At 69.1% G+C, this 20,688-nt stretch carries 18 protein-coding genes and 1 pseudogene; 13 read left to right on the top strand and 6 right to left on the bottom strand.

The window, feature by feature from the left end; translation table 11 throughout:
- Positions 1–9 precede the first annotated feature (9 nt).
- Entirely contained in the window at positions 10–1,086 is a 1,077-nt protein-coding gene (locus WU80_RS11855; protein ID WP_055403657.1) for a hypothetical protein, read from the top strand.
- 84 nt (positions 1,087–1,170) lie between these two features.
- Here the strand turns inward: WU80_RS11855 and WU80_RS11850 are convergent, their stop codons facing one another.
- Together WU80_RS11850 and WU80_RS11845 are read right to left on the bottom strand one after the other, a co-directional pair.
- Positions 1,171–1,455 carry a hypothetical protein gene (locus WU80_RS11850; protein WP_055403671.1) on the bottom strand — a complete coding sequence of 95 codons (285 nt, stop codon included), beginning with the start codon at positions 1,453–1,455 and terminating at the stop codon, positions 1,171–1,173.
- A 4-nt stretch (positions 1,456–1,459) separates the two neighbouring features.
- Entirely contained in the window at positions 1,460–2,590 is a 1,131-nt protein-coding gene (locus WU80_RS11845) for a Rieske 2Fe-2S domain-containing protein (protein ID WP_055403656.1), read from the bottom strand.
- Positions 2,591–2,692: 102 nt separating this feature from the next.
- Here WU80_RS11845 and WU80_RS11840 point away from each other — a divergent pair, with 102 nt between their 5' ends.
- The gene (locus WU80_RS11840; protein WP_082459879.1) at positions 2,693–4,405 is read left to right on the top strand and encodes a 3-ketosteroid-delta-1-dehydrogenase; all 1,713 of its coding nucleotides are present in this window, start codon (positions 2,693–2,695) and stop codon (positions 4,403–4,405) included.
- A gap of 79 nt (positions 4,406–4,484) precedes the next feature.
- Here WU80_RS11840 and WU80_RS11835 read toward each other — a convergent pair whose 3' ends face one another.
- Both WU80_RS11835 and WU80_RS11830 read right to left on the bottom strand, forming a co-directional pair.
- Positions 4,485–5,174: a PadR family transcriptional regulator gene (locus tag WU80_RS11835; RefSeq protein WP_055403655.1), complete on the bottom strand. Its 690-nt coding sequence runs from the start codon at positions 5,172–5,174 to the stop codon at positions 4,485–4,487.
- Positions 5,175–5,310: 136 nt separating this feature from the next.
- Positions 5,311–6,144 (bottom strand): hypothetical protein, encoded by an 834-nt coding sequence (locus tag WU80_RS11830; protein WP_197281259.1) that lies wholly within the window; start codon positions 6,142–6,144, stop codon positions 5,311–5,313.
- 71 nt (positions 6,145–6,215) lie between these two features.
- Between WU80_RS11830 and WU80_RS11825 the strand changes: the two genes are divergently transcribed.
- Complete coding sequence (locus WU80_RS11825; protein ID WP_055403654.1) at positions 6,216–7,340, top strand: FAD-dependent oxidoreductase; 1,125 nt, start codon at positions 6,216–6,218, stop codon at positions 7,338–7,340.
- 1 nt (position 7,341) lies between these two features.
- Here WU80_RS11825 and WU80_RS11820 read toward each other — a convergent pair whose 3' ends face one another.
- Complete coding sequence (locus tag WU80_RS11820) at positions 7,342–8,796, bottom strand: multicopper oxidase domain-containing protein (protein ID WP_055403668.1); 1,455 nt, start codon at positions 8,794–8,796, stop codon at positions 7,342–7,344.
- A gap of 178 nt (positions 8,797–8,974) precedes the next feature.
- Here WU80_RS11820 and WU80_RS11815 point away from each other — a divergent pair, with 178 nt between their 5' ends.
- The 10 genes and pseudogenes from WU80_RS11815 (at position 8,975) to WU80_RS11765 (ending at position 18,424) form a co-directional block, all read left to right on the top strand.
- Positions 8,975–10,222, top strand: a complete 1,248-nt coding sequence (locus tag WU80_RS11815; RefSeq protein WP_055403653.1) for an APC family permease — start codon at positions 8,975–8,977, stop codon at positions 10,220–10,222.
- A gap of 38 nt (positions 10,223–10,260) precedes the next feature.
- The gene (locus WU80_RS11810) at positions 10,261–10,584 is read left to right on the top strand and encodes a helix-turn-helix transcriptional regulator (protein ID WP_055403652.1); all 324 of its coding nucleotides are present in this window, start codon (positions 10,261–10,263) and stop codon (positions 10,582–10,584) included.
- A gap of 50 nt (positions 10,585–10,634) precedes the next feature.
- Positions 10,635–12,057, top strand: a pseudogene (gene arsB, locus WU80_RS11805) (ACR3 family arsenite efflux transporter).
- A gap of 24 nt (positions 12,058–12,081) precedes the next feature.
- Positions 12,082–12,489 (top strand): ArsI/CadI family heavy metal resistance metalloenzyme, encoded by a 408-nt coding sequence (locus WU80_RS11795; RefSeq protein WP_055403649.1) that lies wholly within the window; start codon positions 12,082–12,084, stop codon positions 12,487–12,489.
- A 46-nt stretch (positions 12,490–12,535) separates the two neighbouring features.
- Positions 12,536–13,033 (top strand): flavin reductase family protein, encoded by a 498-nt coding sequence (locus tag WU80_RS11790; protein ID WP_055403648.1) that lies wholly within the window; start codon positions 12,536–12,538, stop codon positions 13,031–13,033.
- Positions 13,034–13,035: 2 nt separating this feature from the next.
- Positions 13,036–13,716, top strand: a complete 681-nt coding sequence (locus WU80_RS11785; protein WP_082459878.1) for a pyrimidine reductase family protein — start codon at positions 13,036–13,038, stop codon at positions 13,714–13,716.
- Between the two features lie 145 nt (positions 13,717–13,861).
- Positions 13,862–14,197: a hypothetical protein gene (locus tag WU80_RS11780; RefSeq protein ID WP_055403647.1), complete on the top strand. Its 336-nt coding sequence runs from the start codon at positions 13,862–13,864 to the stop codon at positions 14,195–14,197.
- 99 nt (positions 14,198–14,296) lie between these two features.
- Positions 14,297–16,066: a serine/threonine protein kinase PknE gene (locus WU80_RS11775; RefSeq protein ID WP_055403646.1), complete on the top strand. Its 1,770-nt coding sequence runs from the start codon at positions 14,297–14,299 to the stop codon at positions 16,064–16,066.
- Positions 16,063–16,890: a DUF1707 domain-containing protein gene (locus WU80_RS11770; RefSeq protein WP_082459877.1), complete on the top strand. Its 828-nt coding sequence runs from the start codon at positions 16,063–16,065 to the stop codon at positions 16,888–16,890. The genes WU80_RS11775 and WU80_RS11770 overlap by 4 nt, the downstream gene beginning before the upstream one ends.
- A gap of 28 nt (positions 16,891–16,918) precedes the next feature.
- Positions 16,919–18,424 (top strand): serine/threonine-protein kinase, encoded by a 1,506-nt coding sequence (locus WU80_RS11765; RefSeq protein WP_055403644.1) that lies wholly within the window; start codon positions 16,919–16,921, stop codon positions 18,422–18,424.
- A gap of 3 nt (positions 18,425–18,427) precedes the next feature.
- Here the strand turns inward: WU80_RS11765 and WU80_RS11760 are convergent, their stop codons facing one another.
- Complete coding sequence (locus tag WU80_RS11760; RefSeq protein ID WP_055403643.1) at positions 18,428–20,605, bottom strand: glutamine synthetase III; 2,178 nt, start codon at positions 20,603–20,605, stop codon at positions 18,428–18,430.
- Positions 20,606–20,688: the final 83 nt, after the last annotated feature.

The following is a 20,688-nucleotide window of genomic DNA, read 5'->3' as shown; positions in this document are numbered from 1 at the left end:
AGACAGCCGATGCTCACCGACGACCGGCGGATGGAGCTTTCCGACGTGTTGCGGCCCGCCGCGCCGCCCCGCGAGGTCGACAACGTCTATACCGACGACCAACGCGAACGCCTGCTGGATGTGGTACGCACCGAGGGGCCGTGGCGGTTGATCATCGCGCAACACTTCGCGTCGCCCGATGAGCTGATCGCCACCATGAGCGGCCTTTTCCCAGAAGGCTTCACCCCGTCGCTGGACCTGTTCCTGACACCGACCTTCCGCGGCTACCTCGCCAACTACGGCGCGGTGCTCTACCCAGAGCTGCACGACTGCTTTTACAACGCGCGGTTCCTCGAGATGGCCAAAAGCTACTGGAACGCCCAGTACGCCAAACCCCAGCTGATGCTGTTCAACATCAACGGGCCGTGCGCCAACCGCGACCCGGGACATCTGGACTCGCCGAGCTTTCGCGGCGTGCGTCACGAGAACGCGCCGACCTGGCTCACCAGCGTGATGGGCAAGTCCGGCCTGTTCGGCGACTACCTGGTCAAGATGGCGCAGGTGATCACGTGGTTCTCGCTCGACCCCGGCAGCGGGTTCACCTACTGGCCCGACGGCCCGCTCAAGGCCCCCAAACGCGTTCTGCCGCCGATCAACAACCGCGGCGTGGTGGTGCAGAACGAGATGATGGTGCATCGCGGCGAAGCGAACGGGCCACTCGAGCAACAAATTCCGGCCGGGTTGTCCTTCGACACCGTCTTTTCCGGCGACCCCGAGGACCCGAATCAGTGGTTGCTCAAGAACGGCGACGAGGTGATCGCCCGCCACCACACCGACCAACTGCGGTTCCTGGTGCACTGGTCCGCCGAGGTATTCACCGACCACGACGAGCTCAAGAAGAACATGGAGGGATCGCACGACCTGACCATCGAGACGGCCATCGACATCATGGTCGACGACCTCAAGGGCAGGGGCATCAAGCTCGACATCCCCAGTGAACCATTGCACGACCCGGCGTTCATCAGCGCGCTCAACGCCGGCTACGACCTGGGCGGCCCTGCTATTTATCCCGAAGAGGCACCCATCAGCGCATTCCAGCTCGCATGACCGAAAACCTCACCGTCGAGCGTCGAGTTGTTTGGGTGGAAAGGCCTTCAACGGCACGATAATTCGACGCTCGGCGGAGATGGGTCATGCGCCGTCGACGATCGCCAGCTCGCCGGCCGCGACGGCGCGCTCGATCGATTCGCGCAGTGCCGAGCAGGCCAGGAACACCACGCGGTGGTTGCCGGCGATCCGCACGGCGTCCGCACGCTCGACGCACCGGGCCGTCGCATCGGCGTTCCACTGCACGCTGGTCTGGTTCCAGCTGCTTTTGCGAGCAAGCACCTGCGCCCCGCACCTGCGACACCCCACGGGGCGCATCGGCATCTCGTCGAGGCGATTGTCCTGCCGCGCAGACGAATCGAGCGACATCACACTAGCCGGCGCCCTGCGCGGCCATGTTGGCCTCGACCTCTTTCATCCACGCCTCGTAGGGCCTGGTGGTGTCGAGCTCGAACTCGAAGCGGTCCACCATATCCGGTTGGACGTCGGCGGCGTCGACGTAGAACTGCTGGTACCAGCGGCGTAACTGGTAGACCGGGCCGTCCTCCTCGACGAGAAGCGGGTTGTCGATGCGCGCCTTGTGTCGCCAGATCTGGACGTCCTGTTCGAACCCGATCTTGACGAAGTCACCCAGGCTGACCGCGGTTTTCAGCGCCTCATCGCCGGGCAGGTTGTCCGACTTCTTGACGATGATTCCGTATTGCAGCACAAAGGAATTCGAGTCGATCGGATAATGGCAGTTGATCAGGATCGTCTTGGCGTCGCCGTCGGTGTAGTGGTAGGTAAGGTCGTCGATCATGAAGGACGGCCCGTAGTAGGAAGCCACCGACGTGGTCCCCAGCATCGTGGTCCCCTCGGGGCTCCCGATGTCGGGACGACTCCCGCCGTTCATGTACTGCGTGGCCACATGCCCCTCGAAGATGTTCTTGAAGTACGTGGGCAACGAGCCGTGGATGTAGAAGAAGTGGGCCATGTCCACCACGTTGTCGATGATCTCGCGACAGTTGCTCTGCACGACGGTGGTGTACCAGTGCCAGTCCGTCCACTCGTCGCTGGTGGCGCCCTCGATGCGCGGGATCGTGACCTCCGGCGGCGGCGGTTTGCGCTCCGGGTCGTTCCACACGAACAACATTCCGTCCTGCTGCAGCGTGGTCCACGCCCCGGTGCGCGCCAGCTTCGGCGTGCGCCGGCTGTAGGGCACCTGCTTGCACCGACCGTCCCCGCCCCAGCGCCAGTCGTGGAACGGACAGGCGATCTCGTCCCCCTTGACTTCGCCCTGCGAAAGATCACCGCCCATGTGCCGGCAGAAGGCGTCGAGGACGTTGATGGTGCCGTTCGCGCCGCGGAAGACGACGAGCTTTTGCCCGAAGGCGCTGACCGCGTGCGGCTTGCCATCGCCGAAATCCCGGATCAAGCCCAGGCAGTGCCAGCCGCGGGCGTACCGCGTCGGCACGGCCTGCGCTTCGATCTGCCGAATCTCGTCGACCTCGGACTGCGTCGTCATGGGGAAGATTAAACTCCCGTCCGCCCGTTAGCGGGGCCGCTTGTTCCCACTGATCAGGACGGCTCTTCCGCTGCCGGGCGGCGTCGGCATACGGTTTTGCGCGTGAACCCCCAGAGCACGACGATTCCCGCCGGGCTTCCCGTGGCCGATACGACGGTCGACCTGCTGGTGATCGGGTCCGGGACCGGCATGGCCGCGGCATTGGCCGCCCGCGAACTCGGGCTGTCGGTGCTGATCGTGGAGAAGTCGTCGCACGTGGGTGGGTCGACAGCCCGGTCGGGCGGCGCGTTGTGGCTACCCGTCAGCCCCGTGCTGCGAGAAGCGGGCGCCGGGGACTCCCGCGAGCGCGCCGCCGCGTATTTGGACTCGGTGGTCGCGGGTTCGGCCCCACCGCAACGATCGGCGGAATTCCTGGCTCAGGTGCCGGCGACGGTCGACATGCTGCGCCGGACCACCCCGTTGCGGCTGTTCTGGGCCCGTGACTACTCCGACTACCACCCCGAGGAGCCGGGTGGCAGCGCGGCGGGCCGGACGTGCGAATGTCACCCCTTTGACACCTCGATCCTCGGCCGGTACCGCACCCGGTTGCGGCCCGGCGTGCTCGAGGCCGGCGTCTCGATACCGACCACGGGCGCCGACTACCGGTGGATGAACCTCGTGGCCAGGGTGCCGCGCAAGGGCATTCCGACGTTCGGCAAGCGGGTGGCGCAGGGCCTCGGCGGCAGGCTGATCGGTCGGCGCTACGCCGCGGGCGGCCAGGGTCTGATGGCCGGGCTGTTCGCGGGGGTGCTGCGCGCCGGTATCCCGGTGTGGACCGGCTGCCCGCTCGTGCGCCTGGAAGGCGACGGCAAGCGCGTGACGGGCGCGGTCGTCGACCATGACGGGCGCGAGGTGACGATCACCGCCCGGCGCGGAGTGGTGCTGGCAACCGGCGGTTTCGACCACAGCATGGACATGAGGTGGAAGTTTCAGTCCGAGTCGCTGGGCGCCAATCTGAGCCTGGGTGCCCCATCCAACACGGGCGACGGCATTCGTGCGGGGCAGGAATGCGGCGCCGACATCGCGTTGATGGATCAGGCCTGGTGGTTTCCCGCCATCGCGCCCCTGCCGGGCAGGGCGCCGGCGGTGATGCTGGCCGAACGTTCCCTGCCGGGAAGTCTGATCGTCGACCAGAACGGCCGCCGCTTCGCGAACGAGTCCGCGGACTACATGTCGTTCGGCCAGCGATTGCTCGAGCTGGAGCGGTCGGGCAGCCCCGTGGACGCGATGTGGATCGTGTTCGACCAGCAGTACCGCAACAGCTATGTCTTTGGCGCCGAACTGTTCCCGCGCATGCGCATCCCGCAGGCCTGGTACGACGCGGGCATCGCGGTGCGGGCGGACAACCTCGACGAGCTCGGCGCCCGGATGAACGTTCCGACGCCCGACTTCCGCGAGACGATGACTCGCTTCAACGAAAACGCCGCTGCGGGTGAGGATCCCGACTTCGGCCGGGGGCGCAGCGCCTACGACCGCTACTACGGCGACCCCACGATCAAGCCGAACCCCAATCTGCGCCCGTTGCTCAGGGGCCCGTTCTACGCCGTGCAGATGGTGCTCAGCGACCTCGGCACATGCGGCGGACTGAAGGCCGACGAGCGCGCACGGGTGCTCCGCGAGGATGGCAGCGTGATCGCCGGCCTGTACGCGATCGGCAACACCGCCGCCAACGCGTTCGGCACGACGTACCCGGGCGCGGGGGCGACGATCGCGCAGGGCCTGGTGTACGGCTTCATCGCGGCCCGCGACGCGGCGGCGCGGGACGCGACGGGCTAGCGGCGATCGCGAGGGCGGCGAGGCCGGGCGATGGGGGTACCTCCCGCTTGCGGGGGACGGGTCGCCGCCATCAGCAGGATCAGTCCGCTTTGCGTTTGGCCTCGACCTGCTTCTCGACCTCACGCCAGTAGCCGGGCATCGGGCGCGGCTGCCCGAAGCCCCCCTTGGCCGCCTTCTTCAGGATGGCGTCCGCCTCGTCGATGTCCTTCATCAGTTCGAGCGCGAATTCGCGCTCCGCCGCGTAGTACTTGGCCGCCCAGCGCAGCGCGATCACCGAATACGCCCACGCGGGTTGGGCCTCGGCGCCGTCGGCGTCCTCGACCGCTTTGCGGTGCCTGGCTTCGGCGTAGGCGACGTGTTCGGCCAGCAGCTCCTTGAGCCGGGCCGGGTTGCTCAGGTGACCGAACGTCACGCGCAGCAGGACGCTGTGCTTGAGCACCGGGGGGTCCACCGGGGCGTTGTTGGTCCAGTCGGTGACGGCGGCCATCCCGGCGGGGGTGATCTTGTAGAGCCGGCGACTGCGCGTGCCCTCGTCGTGCTCGACCCGTGAGGTGACCAGGCCCAGCCCCTCGAGCTTCTTCAGCTCGGTGTAGATCTGGCTGTACGACGGGCTCCAGTAGTACAGATCGACGCTCCAGTCGATCCACTTTTTCAGGTCGTAGCCGGAGACCTCCTCCTCGTAGGACATCATGCCCAGCAGCGCCCAACTCGTGGCGGCAAGCGCCGCCTTCGACTTGTTTTCGCCGGTAGGGTCCGGTTCGGAGTCCACGGCGCAAGGTTAACAACCCAAGACGAGGATCGGTTTGACGCGGACCGCTGGGCGGGATGCGGTGATGGCGTCGACGCGTACCTCGACTACGCGCAGTGGGTGATCGAGGAGATCAAGCCCGCAGTGCCGTGACCCGTCATCGAATCGCCAAGCCGCGCCTGCGAACCCACAACACCGCGACGGCCGTACCGAGGACCCAGACGGCCACGGCGATGGCCAGGTGCACGAAGCTCTTGGTGTCGCGGCCGAACACCGGCCAGATCAACGCCGGCACCTTGGTCCAAAGCACCTGGTGCTCCACCCCGTTCATCGGGTCGGCGACGTAGTAGACCGCATAGGGCAGGGTCAGGGCGGCGATCCAGCCGCCGGTGCGGCGCCGATCGGCGCGCTGGCGCCAGCGCCGCGTCAGCGGCTCGACGCCCACCGGGTGCAGCGCGGAGATGAGGTTGCCCAGCCCCAACCAGGACACGATCGGCACCGCGACGGTGGGGATCGTGATCCCGAGCCGCCCCGGCGTTTCCAGGCACAGGGTCAACACCATGGCCGCCACCAGGGTGGGCAGCCCGACGATCGCAAGCAGGGCAAGGTTTTTGATCACCAGGATCCGCCAGAACGGCACGCCGTCGGACAGGCCGGCCAGGACGCGGTAGTGGTCGGCGCCGAACAGATTGGTGGTGGTGACGTCGGCCAGCACCCACGACGAGAAGTAGGTGCCGATCAGGATCACCCAGTCGGTGTGGTGGCGCCCGACGGTCAGCGGCTGCACCAGCAGCCATGCGGCGGCGAAGATCACGTTGGCGACCACGCCCATCAACCAGGTGCGCGGCGAGGTGAACGCCCACCGGATCTCGGCGAGCACCGCCGCCGCGCCGGGCTTTTCGAAGTCCTTGGCGGCCCGCCGGGCGGCGGCGGGGCGGGGCGCCGACGCGCGCACGGCGGCGCGCAACGCGGCACGCGCGCGCGGGTGCATCGGCCGGTGCGGATCGGCGATGTCTATGGTCACTCGGCAGGCCCGAACTTCATGCCAGGCAGGATAGCGACATGAACCGCAAGCGCGTCGTTATTGCCGGGCTCGGAGACGCTGGTGTCCTGGCCGCGATCCGGTTGTCGGGTCACGCCGACGTCGTCGGCATTTCCGTCAAGCCGGCGCTGGTCAGTGGTCAGGAACTCGGCGTTCGGCTCTCCCGCCCGCACGATTGGGCCCGCGATTACTGGATTCCGTTCGACAGGTTCCGCCGCCTGGACGGGGTGCGGACGGTTCAGGCGCAGCTGACCGGGCTCGACCTGTCGGGGCGCACCGTCCTGGGCACCCGCGCCGACGGCGCCGCCCTCGCCGAGGAGTACGACGCGCTGATCATCTCGACCGGGGTCAGCAACGGCTTCTGGCGCCGGCCGACGCTGCAGTCGGCCGCGGAGGTGGGCGCGGAGCTGCGGGCCGCCCATGACCGGCTGGCCGCCGCCGACTCGGTCATCGTGGTGGGCGGCGGCGCGGCCGCGGTGAGCAGCGCGCTCAACATGGCCACCACCTGGCCGGGCAAGCGGATCGACCTGTACTTCCCCGGGCACTCGGCACTTCAGGCCTACCACCCGCGGATCTGGGGACGGATCCAGGCACGGCTCGCCGGCCTCGGTGTCGGCATTCACCCGGGCCACCGCGCGGTGCTGCCCGACGGCTTCCCGGGCGACGAGATCACCGGCGAGCCGGTGCGCTGGAGCTCCGGCCAGCCCACGGCGGCCGCCGACGCGGTGCTCTGGGCGATCGGGCTGGTGCGGCCCAACACCGATTGGCTGCCGCCGGAACTGCTCGACGAGCGCGGCTTCGTCCGGGTCACGCCGGAGCTGCGGGTACCCGGACAGCGCGGCGTCTTCGCGGTGGGCGACGTCGCGGCGACCGACCCGCTGCGCAGCTCGGCCCGCAACCGCGGGGACGCGCTGGTGGCCCGCAACGTCCGCGCCGAGCTGACCGGCGGGAAGTTGGGAACCTACCGCGCGCCGACGCGGCGGTGGGGCTCGTTGGTGGGCATCCAGCCCGACGGGCTGGAGGTTTTCATGCCGACCGGCCACGCGTTCCGGTTCCCGTTGTGGTCGGTCGAACGGGTGGTGATGCCGTGGATCGTCCGGTGGGGCATGTATCGCGGTGTGCGGCAGAACAATCCGCTGGGGTGATTCAGCGGCTGTTGAGCAGCAACATCAGGCCGTAGTCCATGTGGATCTGCTGGTGGCAGTGCAGCAGCGACAGGCCGGGCTGGTCGGCGACGAAGTCGACGTCCATGCTCTGATAGCCGCCCAGCATCGCGACGTCCTTGCGCACACCGGCGGTGGGCGTGCCGGCGAATTCGGTGATTTCGAACGTGTGCCGGTGCAGGTGCATCGGGTGCAGGTCGTCGCTGGCATTGCGGAAGCGCAGCCGGTAGCGCTCGCCCCGGCGCACATCGAGCACGGGCTGGTTGGCGGCCATGGCGAAAGCCGTGCCGTTGATCGTCCAAGCGTTGAAACCGTCGTCGGCGGCGTTGCGCTTCTCGATCAGCAGCTCGATGGTGTGGTCGGGCGGCGGGACGGCGGCGGGGCGCGCGAATAGCCGGTAGTCCCACGCGAACGGCGGCGCCGCGGTCCAGACCGGGTCCCCGCCGCGCCCGGCGTATTCGACCACAACACCCATGCCGCGGCCCCGGTCATCGTCGGCCAGGTCGCCCAGCACCCACACCCCCGGATTCGTCATGCGCACCAACGCGGAGACGCGTTCCCCGGCGCCGAGCCACAGCACCGGCACGGGCGCGGGGTGGGGCACCGGGTTGCCGTCCAGCGCAATCACGTTGAAGGCGTGCCCGGGCAGCGCCAGGCTGCGGGTCTCGGTGGCGCTGCCGTTGAGCACGTGCAGCAACACCAGCTGACCGGTGCGCACCCGGATGGGATCGCCGTGGCCGAGCGCGCGGCCGTTGATGGCGAACGCCGCGTAGCCCACTTCGAAGCCGCGCGGGTCGCCCCGGGCCAGCGAGGCCGCCATCGACGATTCGCCCCGCGCCCGCAGATCCGGGTCCGGGGCGCCGGCCAGGAAATCGCTGGCCATGTCGCCGCCGCGGCTCAGCGAGGGCTCGAATTCCTTGAGCGTCAGGAAGATCTCCTGGTCGTAGCCGCCGGCGTTGTGGCGGGGCTCGATGTAGACCGGGCCGACCAGGCCGCTGTACTGGCCGCGCGACAGGTCGGCGCGCGGCACCACGTGGGTGTGGTAGAAGCGGAACCCCGCAGGCCCGGGGACGAAGGAGATCCTTCGCATGCCGTGCGCGGGGATGTAGGGTGTGCCCTCCTCGGCAGCGCCGTCGACGTCGACGCCCACCTGTTGACCGTGCCAATGCAGCTGCTCGGCGGAATCGGTGTCGTTGAAGACATCGACCACCGTCCGCCGGCCCTCGGTGAACCGCAGCAGCGGGCCGGGGAATTGGCCGTTGTAGGTCAGGGTCGACACGACGTGGCCGGGCGCCAATTCGACTGCGCCGGTGGCGATCCGCAACGTGTAGTCGGCCTTGTCGCCGGACCGTGCGCAGCCGGCCAAGGCCCCGGCGCTTCCGCCCGCGGCCAGCGCGGCCCATTTAAGGAACTCCCGCCGATCCGGCGACATCGTCATCGCCTCCGGGGACAAGCGTCCAGGACCGGTGACGGGAAGTCGATGCCGCGGTCCAATTCGCTTGCCAATCAGCGGGATTCGGGTATGTGGCGCCAACGGCGGGCTGCCGCCGTCGTAGCCGAGAATACCTCAAATCCCTTCTGCTAGGTTGGCGTCTGCGCGCGCGTGAGGAGAACGATTGTCCGACAGCGACACCGGCGAGCTCCGCCGAAGCCTGGGCCTGTTCGACGCGGTGACGATCGGGCTGGGCTCGATGATCGGCGCCGGGATCTTCGCCGCGCTCGGCCCGGCGGCGCGCGCCGCCGGCTCGGGGTTGTTGCTGGGACTGGCGGTCGCCGCGGTGGTGGCCTACTGCAACGCCACCTCGTCCGCGCGGCTGGCCGCCCGCTACCCCGCCTCCGGCGGCACCTACGTGTACGGCCGCGAGCGGCTGGGCGCCTTCTGGGGATACCTGGCGGGGTGGGGTTTCGTCGTCGGCAAGACCGCCTCGTGTGCCGCGATGGCCCTGACCATCGGTGCCTACGCGTGGCCGGCGCACGCGCACCCGGTGGCCGTCGCCGCCGTGGTCGCGCTCACCGGCGTGAACTACGCCGGCGTGCAGAAGTCGGCGTGGCTCACCCGTGTCATCGTCGCCCTCGTGCTGGCCGTGCTGGCCGCGGTGGTCGTCGCCGCGTTCGCCTCGGGGACGGCGGTCACCGACCACCTCCGCCCGTCGGGCGCCACCGTCGGCGGGGTCATCCAGGCCGCGGGGCTGCTGTTCTTCGCCTTTGCCGGCTACGCGCGCATCGCCACCCTGGGCGAGGAGGTGCGCGACCCGGCACGCACCATCCCGCGCGCGATACCCGTCGCGCTCGCCATCGCGCTGGCCGTCTACACCCTGGTGGCGGTGGCCGCGCTCGGGGTGCTGGGGCCGCAGCGCCTCGGCCGGGCGACGGCGCCGCTGGTCGACACCGTGCGGGCGGCCGGCGCGGGCTGGCTCGTTCCCGTCGTGCAGGTGGGCGCGGCCGTCGCCGCGCTCGGCTCGCTGCTGGCGCTGATCCTGGGCGTCTCGCGCACCACGCTGGCGATGGCCCGTGACCGCCACCTGCCCCACGCGCTGACCGCCGTGCACCCGCGGTTCGGTGTCCCCCACCGCGCGGAGCTGCTGATCGGCCTGGTGGTGGCGATCCTGGCCGCCACCGCCGACCTGCGCGACGCCATCGGGTTCTCTTCGTTCGCCGTGCTCATCTACTACGCCGTGGCCAACGCTTCCGCGTTCACCCTGGGACACGGCGAGGGCCGCCCGCACCGCGCGGTTCCGATCACCGGGTTGGTCGGCTGCGTGGTCCTCGCGTTCGCGATGCCGCTGTCGTCGGTGGTGTCCGGCCTGGCGGTGCTTGCCATTGGCCTCGCCGCCTACGCGATTCGGCGGGTCCGCGCGAAATAGGGGTGGCGCGCTGATTCGATAAATGCTTATATAGAAGAATGTCGAAACAGCAGGCATGCTGCCCCACCCTGGGGACGGCGGCCATGGCCGAGTCCCACGCGTCGGAATTGGCGGCGATGTTCAAGGCGCTGGGCGACCCGGTGCGCCTGAGGTTGTTGAGCCTGATCGCCAGCAGCCCCGGCGGCGAGGCCTGCGTCTGCGAGATCTCGGCGACCTTCGACCTGTCGCAGCCGACCATCTCCCATCACCTCAAACTGTTGCGCTCCGCCGGGCTGGTGGACTGCGAGCGGCGTGGCACCTGGGTGTACTACTGGGTGATTCCCGCTGCGCTACAACAACTTTCATCGGTGCTGCAGCCGTGACGGGCGCACACACGTCGGCCCCCAGCGCGGCCGCGACCCGCCTGTCCACCATGGACCGCTTCCTGCCGGTCTGGATCGGCGCGGCGATGGCGGCCGGCCTGGCGCTCGGCCGGATCGTTCCGGGCCTGGGCTCGGCCCTGGGCGCCGTTGCCATTCAAGGTGTTTCGCTGCCGATCGCGATCGGACTGTTGGTGATGATGTACCCGGTACTGGCGAAGGTTCGCTACGACCGGCTCGACGAAGTCACCGGCGACCGCAAGCTGATGGTCACCTCCGTGTTGCTCAATTGGGTGGTCGGCCCGGCGGTGATGTTCGCGTTGGCCTGGGCGCTGCTGCCGGACCTGCCGGAGTACCGCGCGGGCCTGATAATCGTCGGCCTGGCCCGGTGCATCGCGATGGTCATCATCTGGAACGACCTGGCCTGCGGTGACCGCGAGGCCGCGGCGGTGCTGGTCGCCCTCAATTCGCTGTTCCAGGTGGTGATGTTCGCGGCGCTGGGCTGGTTCTACCTGTCGGTGCTGCCCGGGTGGTTGGGCCTGCCCCAAACCGGCATTCACGTCTCCCCGTGGCAGATCGCCAAGGCGGTGCTCGTCTTCCTCGGCGTTCCCCTGCTGGCCGGGTACTCGTCGCGCCGGCTCGGCGAACGGTTCCGGGGCCGCCACTGGTACGAGACGCGGTTCCTCCCCCGCGTCGGACCGTGGGCCCTCTACGGGCTGCTGTTCACCATCGTGATTCTCTTTGCGCTGCAAGGTCATCAGATCACCTCCCGCCCGTGGGACGTGGCCCGGATCGCGATCCCGCTGCTGGCCTACTTCGCGATCATGTGGGCCGGGGGGTACGCCCTGGGGCTCGCGCTGCGACTCGGCTACGCCCGCACCGCCACGCTCGCGTTCACCGCGGCCGGCAACAACTTCGAGCTGGCGATCGCGGTGGCCGTCGCGACGTACGGCGTCACGTCCGGGCAGGCCCTCGCCGGGGTCGTCGGCCCGCTGATCGAAGTGCCCGTTCTCGTGGGTCTGGTCTACGTTTCGCTCGCGCTGCGTTCCCGGGTGTTCGCCGATGGCCGATAAGCCGAGCGTCCTGTTCGTCTGCGTCCACAACGCCGGGCGCTCACAGATGGCGGCGGCCCTGCTGAGCCGGCTGGCCGACGGCCGCATCGAGGTCCGTTCCGCCGGAACGCAACCCGCCGACGAGGTAAACCCCGTCGCCGTCGCCGCCATGGCCGAGCTGGGCATCGACGTGACCGCGGCCCGCCCGAAGGTCCTCACCGGCGAAGACGTGCAAGCCAGCGACGTCGTGATCACCATGGGCTGCGGCGACACCTGCCCGTATTTCCCGGGAGTGTCCTACCGCGACTGGAGAGTGCCCAACCCCGCAGGCCAGCCGCTGGCCACCGTGCGCGCGATCCGCGACGACATCGCCCAGCGCGTCCAAGCGCTGATCGCCGAACTCCTGCCCACCGCAACGCCATAGCGCGCACCGAAGAAAGGACACCCCATGTCTCGCGTGCAATTAGCCCTCAACGTCGACGACCTCGACGAGGCGATCGCGTTTTACTCCAAGCTGTTCAACGCTGAACCGGCCAAGGTCAAACCCGGCTACGCCAATTTCGCGATCGCCGACCCCCCGCTCAAGCTGGTGCTCCTGGAGAATCCCGGCCACGGCGGCAGCCTCAACCACCTGGGCGTGGAGGTCGCCTCGAGTGACACCGTGCACGCCGAGATCGCCCGCCTCACCGAGGGCGGGCTGGTCACCGACGAGGAGCTCGACACCACCTGCTGCTACGCCAACCAGGACAAGGTGTGGGTCACCAGCCCCGGCGGCGAACGCTGGGAGGTCTACACCGTGCTCGCCGACTCCGAGACCTTCGGAGAAACCAGCGACGAACCCTGCTGCCAGTCCTAGGGGCACCGCGCGATTCCGGCGCGGGCCGAACGGGAAGACTGAGCGGATGGCCGAACCCGGAGAAGACGCCTTCGAAAAGCTGGTCGCCCTGCTCAACTATCCGATGTTCGTCGTCACCACGCGGGCCGGGGGCGTCGCGGCGGGCTGCCTGGTCGGATTCGCCAGCCAGACCAGCATCCACCCGCCCCGATTCCTGGTGGGGCTGTCGAAGAAGAACCACACCTTCCGGGTCGCCGGCGACGCGACCCACCTCGCGGTGCACGTCTTCGACCACGACCACCTGGACACCGTGGAGCTGTTCGGCACCCAGACCGGCGACACGACCGACAAGTTCGACCGCTGCTCGTGGCACACCGGCCCGGCGCAGCTGCCCATCCTCGACGACGCGGCGGCCTGGTTCGTCGGCGAGATCCTCGAGCGTTTCTCGCTGGGCGACCACGTCGGGCATCTGCTCGCGCCCGTCGACGGCAGCCCGCCGCGCGAACTGGAGAGCTGGGTGTCCTTCGGCGACGTCCGGCACCTCGAACCCGGCCACGAGGCGTAGCGGTGATCCCCCGGGTGGGCACCGTCGCCGGCATCACCGAGCTCGCGTCGTTCTACGCCGATCCGCCGCAGGGCGTGCGGGCCAACATGATCTTCAGCGCCGACGGCGCCGCCGCGTTCGCCGGCCGGGCCGGCCCGCTGTCGTGCCCCACCGACCAACAGCTGCTGAGGATCCTGCGCGGCTTCGCCGACGTCGTCCTGGTGGGCGCCGGCACCGCGCGCGCCGAGAACTACGGCCCGGTGCGGCTCACCGATTCGGAACGAACCGTGCCGCCCCCGATCGCGGTGATCAGCCGCAGCGGCCGGCTCCCCGAAAGGCTGTTCAGCCGCCCCGAGCAGCCCCCGATCGTGGTCACCTGCGCGCGCGCCGCGGCCGCGCGCGACGACGCCGGCCGACGGCTCCTGGTGGCCGGCGAGGACTCCGTCGACGTGGCGCGCGCCGTCGCCCTGCTGCGCGAACAGGGCATGCACCGCATCCTGTGCGAGGGCGGTCCGACCGTGCTGGACGAGCTGGTGGAAGCCGACGCCGTCGCGGAGATCTGCGTGACGCTGGCCCCCAAACTCGCCGCGAGCCAGCCCGCGGGCCACCGGCCCACCCCGTCGCCGCTGCCCGCGCCGGTGGCGATGCGCCTCGAGCACGCGCTGGCTTGCGATGACTACGTGTTCTTGAAATATCGCCGCTGAATTCCGCTCGACATGCAGCCGACCACACCGCTTCCTATGATGGAAATGCCCGGTTGCGTGCGCGTATCGAATCGCCTGCGCGGCATCGTCTTCAGTTCATCGCCGTCCACTTTCTCGAGCCACACAGAGGAGGAATATCGGCCAGGTGAGCAGCGCAAAAGACGACCACGACTACCGCAATCTGGCGGTGAACCGGCTGCGGCCCAGCGAAGTTCAATGGGCGCTCAACCACGACGCCGTGCACGGGATCGCGTACGCCTTCAAGAATCCCGTCGCCGTCGCCGAATCCCTCGACGATCCGGACGACGACAGAATGACCTATCTCATCCGCGTCAAGCGTGACGATCTGGCGAACGCACTGGGCAGGATCAACGACTGGATCACCGAAAACCCCGGCCCCGCCGGGATGCAGGCGTTCGGATTCGTCCGGGCGCTGTCACGCGAGGGGCTGCGCGAACGCACCACCGGTGACGACGATTAATCGCTTGCCCAACTGGCTGGCTTTCGCTATTCGTCGTGCCCTCCGGCCGGCGAAACCTTAGCCTTATGCCTGCGCACGGTCGGTGACTGAGGAGTCGGGATGGGTGACACGACCGCGGATACGCGGGAGGGTTCGCAGTTCGGGCCCTATCGGCTGCGGCGGCTGATCGGCCGCGGCGGCATGGGCGACGTCTACGAGGCGGAGGACACGGTCCGGGAGCGCACCGTCGCGCTCAAGCTGATGTCGCAGACGCTGTCCAACGACCCGGTCTTCCGCTCCCGCATGCAGCGCGAGGCCCGCACCGCGGGCCGGCTGCAGGAACCCCACGTCGTCCCGATCCACGACTTCGGCGAAATCGACGGCCAGCTCTACGTCGACATGCGCCTGATCGACGGCAAAGACCTGGCCTCGATGCTGAGCCGGTATGGGCCGCTCGCCCCGCCCCGGGCGGTGGCGATCGTGCGCCAGATCGGCTCGGCGCTGGACGCCGCCCACGCCGCCGGGGTCCTGCATCGCGACGTGAAGCCGGAGAACATCCTGGTGAGCGGCGAGGACTTCGCCTACCTGGTCGACTTCGGGATAGCCAGTGCCACCGCCGACGAGAAGCTGACGCAGATCGGCACCACGGTGGGCACGGTCAAGTACATGGCCCCGGAGCGGTTCAGCGACTCCGAGGTGACCCAGCGGGCCGACATCTACGCGCTGGCCTGCGTCTTGTACGAATGCCTGACCGGGTCCCCGCCCTACACCGGCGACCAGATCAGCGTGATGGGCGCCCACCTGCACCAGGCGATCCCCAAGCCCAGCGCCGCGCGGCCCGGCATCCCCGCGGCCTTCGACGGGGTGATCGCCCGCGGCATGGCCAAGGATCCCGCGGATCGCTACGCCACCTGCGGGGACCTGTCGTCGGCGGCGTACGCGGCACTGGCCGAGCCGGACCAGGACCGGGCCACCGACATCCTGCAGCGCAGCCAGGTCGCGCGGGTGCCGGCCGCGCCCGCCGAACAGCGGCCCTCGGGGGCCCCCCAGGCTCCGCCCGCGTACGCCCCGTCGTCCGGCCCGATGTGGGCGCCGACGCCCCCGGTGCCCCAGCCGACGGGCTGGGGCGGCTCCCCCACCTGGGGGCCCGCCACCACCGGGACGCCGTGGGGCCAACCGCCGCGGCCGAGCAGGAAGCCCTGGCTGTGGGCCGGCGCCGCCGGCGTCGCCCTGGTGGCCATCGTCGGCGTGGTCCTCGCCGTCGTGCGGCCGTGGGAACCGTCGGCGCCGACGACGACGCCGACGAAAGCACCGCCACCGGCGGACGCCGTCGCGCTCCGCGTCCTCGACGACGGCGTGTTCGTCGGCAGCTCGGCGGCCGCGACGACGATCGACATCTTCAACGAACCCATCTGCCCGCCGTGCGGAAGCTTCATCCGGTCGAACGCGGGGGACATCGAAACCGCCGTGAACAACAAGAAGCTCGCGGTGCGCTACCACCTGCTCGACTTTCTCGACGACAAGTCGCACAGCAAGAACTACTCGACGCGGGCCGTGGCGGCGTCGTACTGCGTTGCCGCGCAAAACGACCCGAAGCTGTACACCGACTTCTATTCGGGCTTGTTCGCCAGCAACTTCCAGCCGGCCGAGGACGCCGCGGAGGACCGCACCGACGGCGAACTGGCGCAACTGGCCAAGACCGTGGGCGCTGACGCCGAGGTGATGACCTGTATCAAGTCCGGAGACGACGTCGGCTCGGGCAAGGCGAAATCCGCGGCCGGTTACGCGACGCTCGCCGGGCTCAACGCCAACTCCACCCCGTTCGTGTGGGACGGCACCGCGTCGGTGAACTATTCCGACCCGACCTGGCTGACGAAGCTCCTCGGATGACGATGAGCGATGACATCAGGGCGACCGACGACGACCGCAACCGGACGTGCCAGCTGCTCGACGCGGCGCTCGGTGACGGCCAGCTGTCCACCGAAGAGCACCGCGAACGGGTGAGCGCCGCCACCCGGGCCACGACGCTGCGGGAGCTGCAATCGCTGGTGACCGACCTGCAGGCGCACCCCGCCGTCTCGCCGGCGGCACCACCGCGGATCGACCGCCGGGTCTGGATCGCCGCGGCCGTGGCCGTCGTGCTGCTCGGCGCCGGCACCACCTGGGCCCTGCAACGCGACACCGGCTCGGCGCCGACGGCGTCGTCGACCACGTCCACCGCCACGGCGGCGAGCGCCCCCTCGGCCGCGACCACCAGCCCGGCACCCCCGCCGCCGCAGCTGTTGTCGCTGAGCGGGGTGACCGGGGTGCTGGCCCAGATGCGGGCCCAGTTCGGCGACACACTGGGTTACCAACTGAACATCTATCAGGACCAGGTGGTGGTCCAGCGACCCGACACCGCGAACGCCCAGAAGCTGGTGACGTGGCTTTACCGCGACGGCAATTGGGCGACCGTGGGATCCAAGAGCTCCGTGCCCTCCCGCTTGACGGTCGGCGACCTCGGCAAGTTCGACGTGCAAGCGGTCGTCGGCGTCGTGCAGCAAGCGCCCCAGACCCTGCACGTCTACGACGCCAACCGGGTGTTCCTGGCAATCGAGTCGCGCAAGGACGGCGGCCTGAACCTGCGCATCAACGTCTCCGACGGCGCCCTGTCCGGCACCATCGCGCTGGCCCCGGACGGCACCGTCACGCAGGTCTCTCCCCCGGCCCGCTGACGGGATTGATCGCGATGGGAGTCAGGCGATGACCGGCGCGCAGGGCTCGCGGGTGGGGACGATGTTCGGCCCCTACCGGCTGACGCGACTGCTCGGCCGGGGCGGGATGGGCGAGGTCTACGAGGCCGAGCACACGGTCAAGCAGTGGACGGTGGCGCTGAAGCTGATGTCGCACACCTTCAGCCAGGATCCGGTGTTCCGCAAACGCATGGAACGCGAGGCCCGCATCACGGGCCGGCTGCTCGAGCCCCACGTGGTCCCGATCCACGATTACGGCGAGATCGACGGGCAACTGTATCTCGAGATGCGCCTTATCGAAGGCGTCGATCTGGCCAGCCTGCTGGAACGGGACGGACCGCTTCCGGCGCCGCGGGCGGTGGCCATCATCCACCAGATCGCCTCGGCCCTCGACGCCGCACACGCCGCCGGCGTGACCCACCGCGACGTCAAACCGCAGAACATCCTGATCACCGGCGACGACTTCGCCTACCTCGCCGACTTCGGGATCGCCAGCGCGACGTCCGACGAGAAACTCACCCAACTGGGCACCGCGGTCGGCACCATGAAATACATGGCGCCCGAACGGTTTTCGAGCGAGGAGGTAACCCCCCGCGCCGACGTCTACGCGCTGGCCTGCGTGCTGTACGAATGCCTGACCGGCGCACCGCCCTACCGCGGCGACAGCACCGCGACGCTGATCAGCGCGCACATGATGCAGCCCATTCCCAAGCCCAGCGAGCACGGGTCCGGCGTGAGCCCGGCGTTCGACCCGGTGGTCGCCGGCGGCATGGCCAAGAATCCGATCGAGCGCTACCCCACCGCCGGCGCCCTGGCCGACGCCGCGCACAGGGCGCTCAGCAGCCCCGAGCGCGAACGCGCCGAGACGATCCTGCGGGAAAGTGAAATCGTCTCTCCCGCAGCTGAATTCGGGCAGCGGACGGAGCCGCGCGGGCGCCACCGCTGGCCGATCGTCGCCGCCGCCGTGGTGGCCGTCGCCGCCGTCGGCGCCGTCGGGATCTGGCTGGCGCTCAAACCCTCCGGCCAGCGGCACGCCAAGGCCACCGTCGCGAAAACCCCACCCCCGTCATCGGCCGCCCCCAACGACCAACAGGCCCGGCTGATCAGCCTGCTCCCGCCCGGCTACCTGGCCGGCACGTGCACGCCCGCCACCCCGGAGTCGGGCAGCATCTGGGTGCACGCGGTGGCGATGGTGACCTGCGGGCAGAACACCCAGCCCGGCGGCCCCAGTCGGGCCACCTATGGGCTGTTCGCGACGCCCGACCGGCTGAAGAAGGCCTTCAACGACGACATCGCGAACGTCAGCCTGGTGAACTGCCCCGGCGAGGGGCGCTCGCCCGTCAGCTGGCACTACGACCAGACGCCCAACGACATGGCCGGGCTGATCGCCTGCGGCACCTACAACAATCACCCGAACGTGATCTGGACCAACGACGAGAAGCTCATGCTCAGCGACGTGTCCGGCGACCCGGCCAGCGTCGAGGACCTGCACACGTGGTGGGACGCCTACGGCTGACCCCTACAGGATGTAGAGCATCTCCTGGTAGGTCGGCAGCGGCCACAGGTCGTCGGCCACAACGCCTTCCAGCGCGTCGGCGGCGGCGCGCACCGCGTCCATCGCCGGCAGCAGCGCCTCCTGGGCGTGCTGGGCCTCCTCGAGCGCCGATTCCGCCGAATGCTGCGACAGCGCCTCGGTCAGGGTCCCCAGCGCGGTGGTGAGGTCGGTGAGCGGTGCCGAAACAGCCTCCAGCGCAACCATATTCGGCTCCACGCCGGCGGCCTTCAACGTGGCGACGTTCTGGGCCAGCTCGGTCTGGTAGCGCAGGGCCGCCGGCAGGATGACTGTCGTCCCGATCTCCAGGGCCAACTTCGCCTCGACGCCGATGGTCAGCGCGTACTGCTCCAGCCTGACCTCGTAGCGGCTGTGCAGCTCGCGTTCGTTGAAAACCCCATATTTCTCGAAGACTTCGACGGATTCGGGCTTGATGAGTTCCGGAATGGCGTCCAGCGTCGTCTTGAGGTTGGGCAACCCGCGCTCGGCCGCCTCGATCTGCCAGTTCTCCGAATAGCCGTCCCCGTTGAACACCACCGCGCCGTGATCGGTGATGATCTCGGTGAGCAGCTTCTGCACCGCCGCGTCGAAATCCTCGCCGGCCTCGACGGCCCGCTCCAAAGTCGTTGCGATGTAGTCGAACGAGTCGGCCATGATCGTGTTGAGGACGATCATCGGCACGGCGACCGTCTGCCCCGAGCCCGGCGCGCGGAACTCGAACCGGTTGCCGGTGAACGCGAAGGGGCTGGTCCGGTTCCGGTCGCCGGGATCGGTCGGCAGCGGCGGCAGGGTGTCGACGCCGATGATCATGGTGCCCTTGCCCTTTGACGAGGTCGCCGCGCCCTTGGCGATCTGCTCGAACACGTCGGCGAGCTGCTCGCCGAGGAAGATCGAGATGATCGCCGGCGGCGCCTCGTTGGCGCCCAGCCGGTGGTCGTTGGTGGCGGAGGCGACCGACACGCGAAGCAGCCCGCCGAACTTGTGCACGGCGCGGATCACGGCGGCGCAGAACACCAGGAACTGGGCGTTCTCGTGCGGCGTGTCGCCCGGCACCAGCAACGAACCCAGCTCCGCGTTGCCCACCGAGAAGTTGACGTGTTTGCCCGAGCCGTTGACACCGGCGAACGGCTTCTCGTGGAAAAGGCATTCCATGCCATGCTTTTTCGCCAGCGTCTTGAACACCGTCATCAGCAGCTGCTGGTGGTCGGACGCGATGTTGGCGCGCTCGAACATCGGCGCCACCTCGAACTGGCCGGGGGCGACCTCGTTGTGCCGGGTCTTGGCGGGGATGCCGAGCTTGAACAGCTCCCGTTCGGTGTCCATCATGAAGCCGAGCACCCGCTCGGGCACCGACCCGAAGTAGTGGTCGTCGAATTCCTGCCCCTTGGGGGGCTTGGCGCCGAACACGGTCCGCCCGGCGTTGATCAGGTCCGGCCGCGCCAGGAAGAAGTGCCGGTCGACCAGGAAGTACTCCTGTTCCGGCCCGCAGAAGGACACCACCTTGTTGAGGTCCTTGTGGCCGAACAGCGTCAGAATGCGTTCGGCGTGGACGCCCATCGCCTGCTGGCTGCGCAGCAGCGGCGTCTTGTAGTCGAGCGCCTCACCGGTCATCGACACGAATACCGTTGGGATGCAGAGCGTGTTGCCGTTCGGGTTCTCCAGCACGTAGGCGGGGCTGGTCACGTCCCAGCCGGTGTAGCCGCGCGCCTCGAAGGTGCTGCGGAGCCCGCCCGAGGGGAAGCTGGAGGCGTCTGGCTCACCCTGGATCAGGGTCTTGCCCGCGAACTCGGCGAGGGTCTGGCCGTCGGAGACGGGTTCCAAGAAGCTGTCGTGCTTCTCGGCGGTCAGCCCGGTCATCGGGTAGAAGACGTGCGCGTAATGGGTGGCGCCCTTCTCCAGCGCCCAATCCTTCATCGCGACCGCGACCGCGTCGGCCACCGCGGGGTCCAGCTTGGCGCCCTTGTCGATGGTCGCCACGACGGACTTGTACACCGCCTTGGGCAGCCGCGCCTGCATCTCCGCCTTGGTGAAGACGTTGGAGCCGAAGATCTCCCCCGGCAGTTCGCCCGGGACGAAGCTGACCGCGGGGGGAACGTATGCCTCGACATTGTTGATCGCCTGAAGGCGCACCGCATTACCGCTCAATGGAATTCCTATCGCTGAGGGGCCCGCGTCTAGTGGACCGACTCACATTAGGAATTCTCGATGGCGGAATTGTTACGCCCGCG

Origin of the sequence: Mycobacterium sp. UM_11, from assembly GCF_001414075.1 — a bacterium.
Lineage (GTDB): Bacteria > Actinomycetota > Actinomycetes > Mycobacteriales > Mycobacteriaceae > Mycobacterium.
The sequence above is the reverse complement of the archived record's forward strand: the minus strand, read 5'-3'. Positions and strand labels throughout refer to the sequence as shown.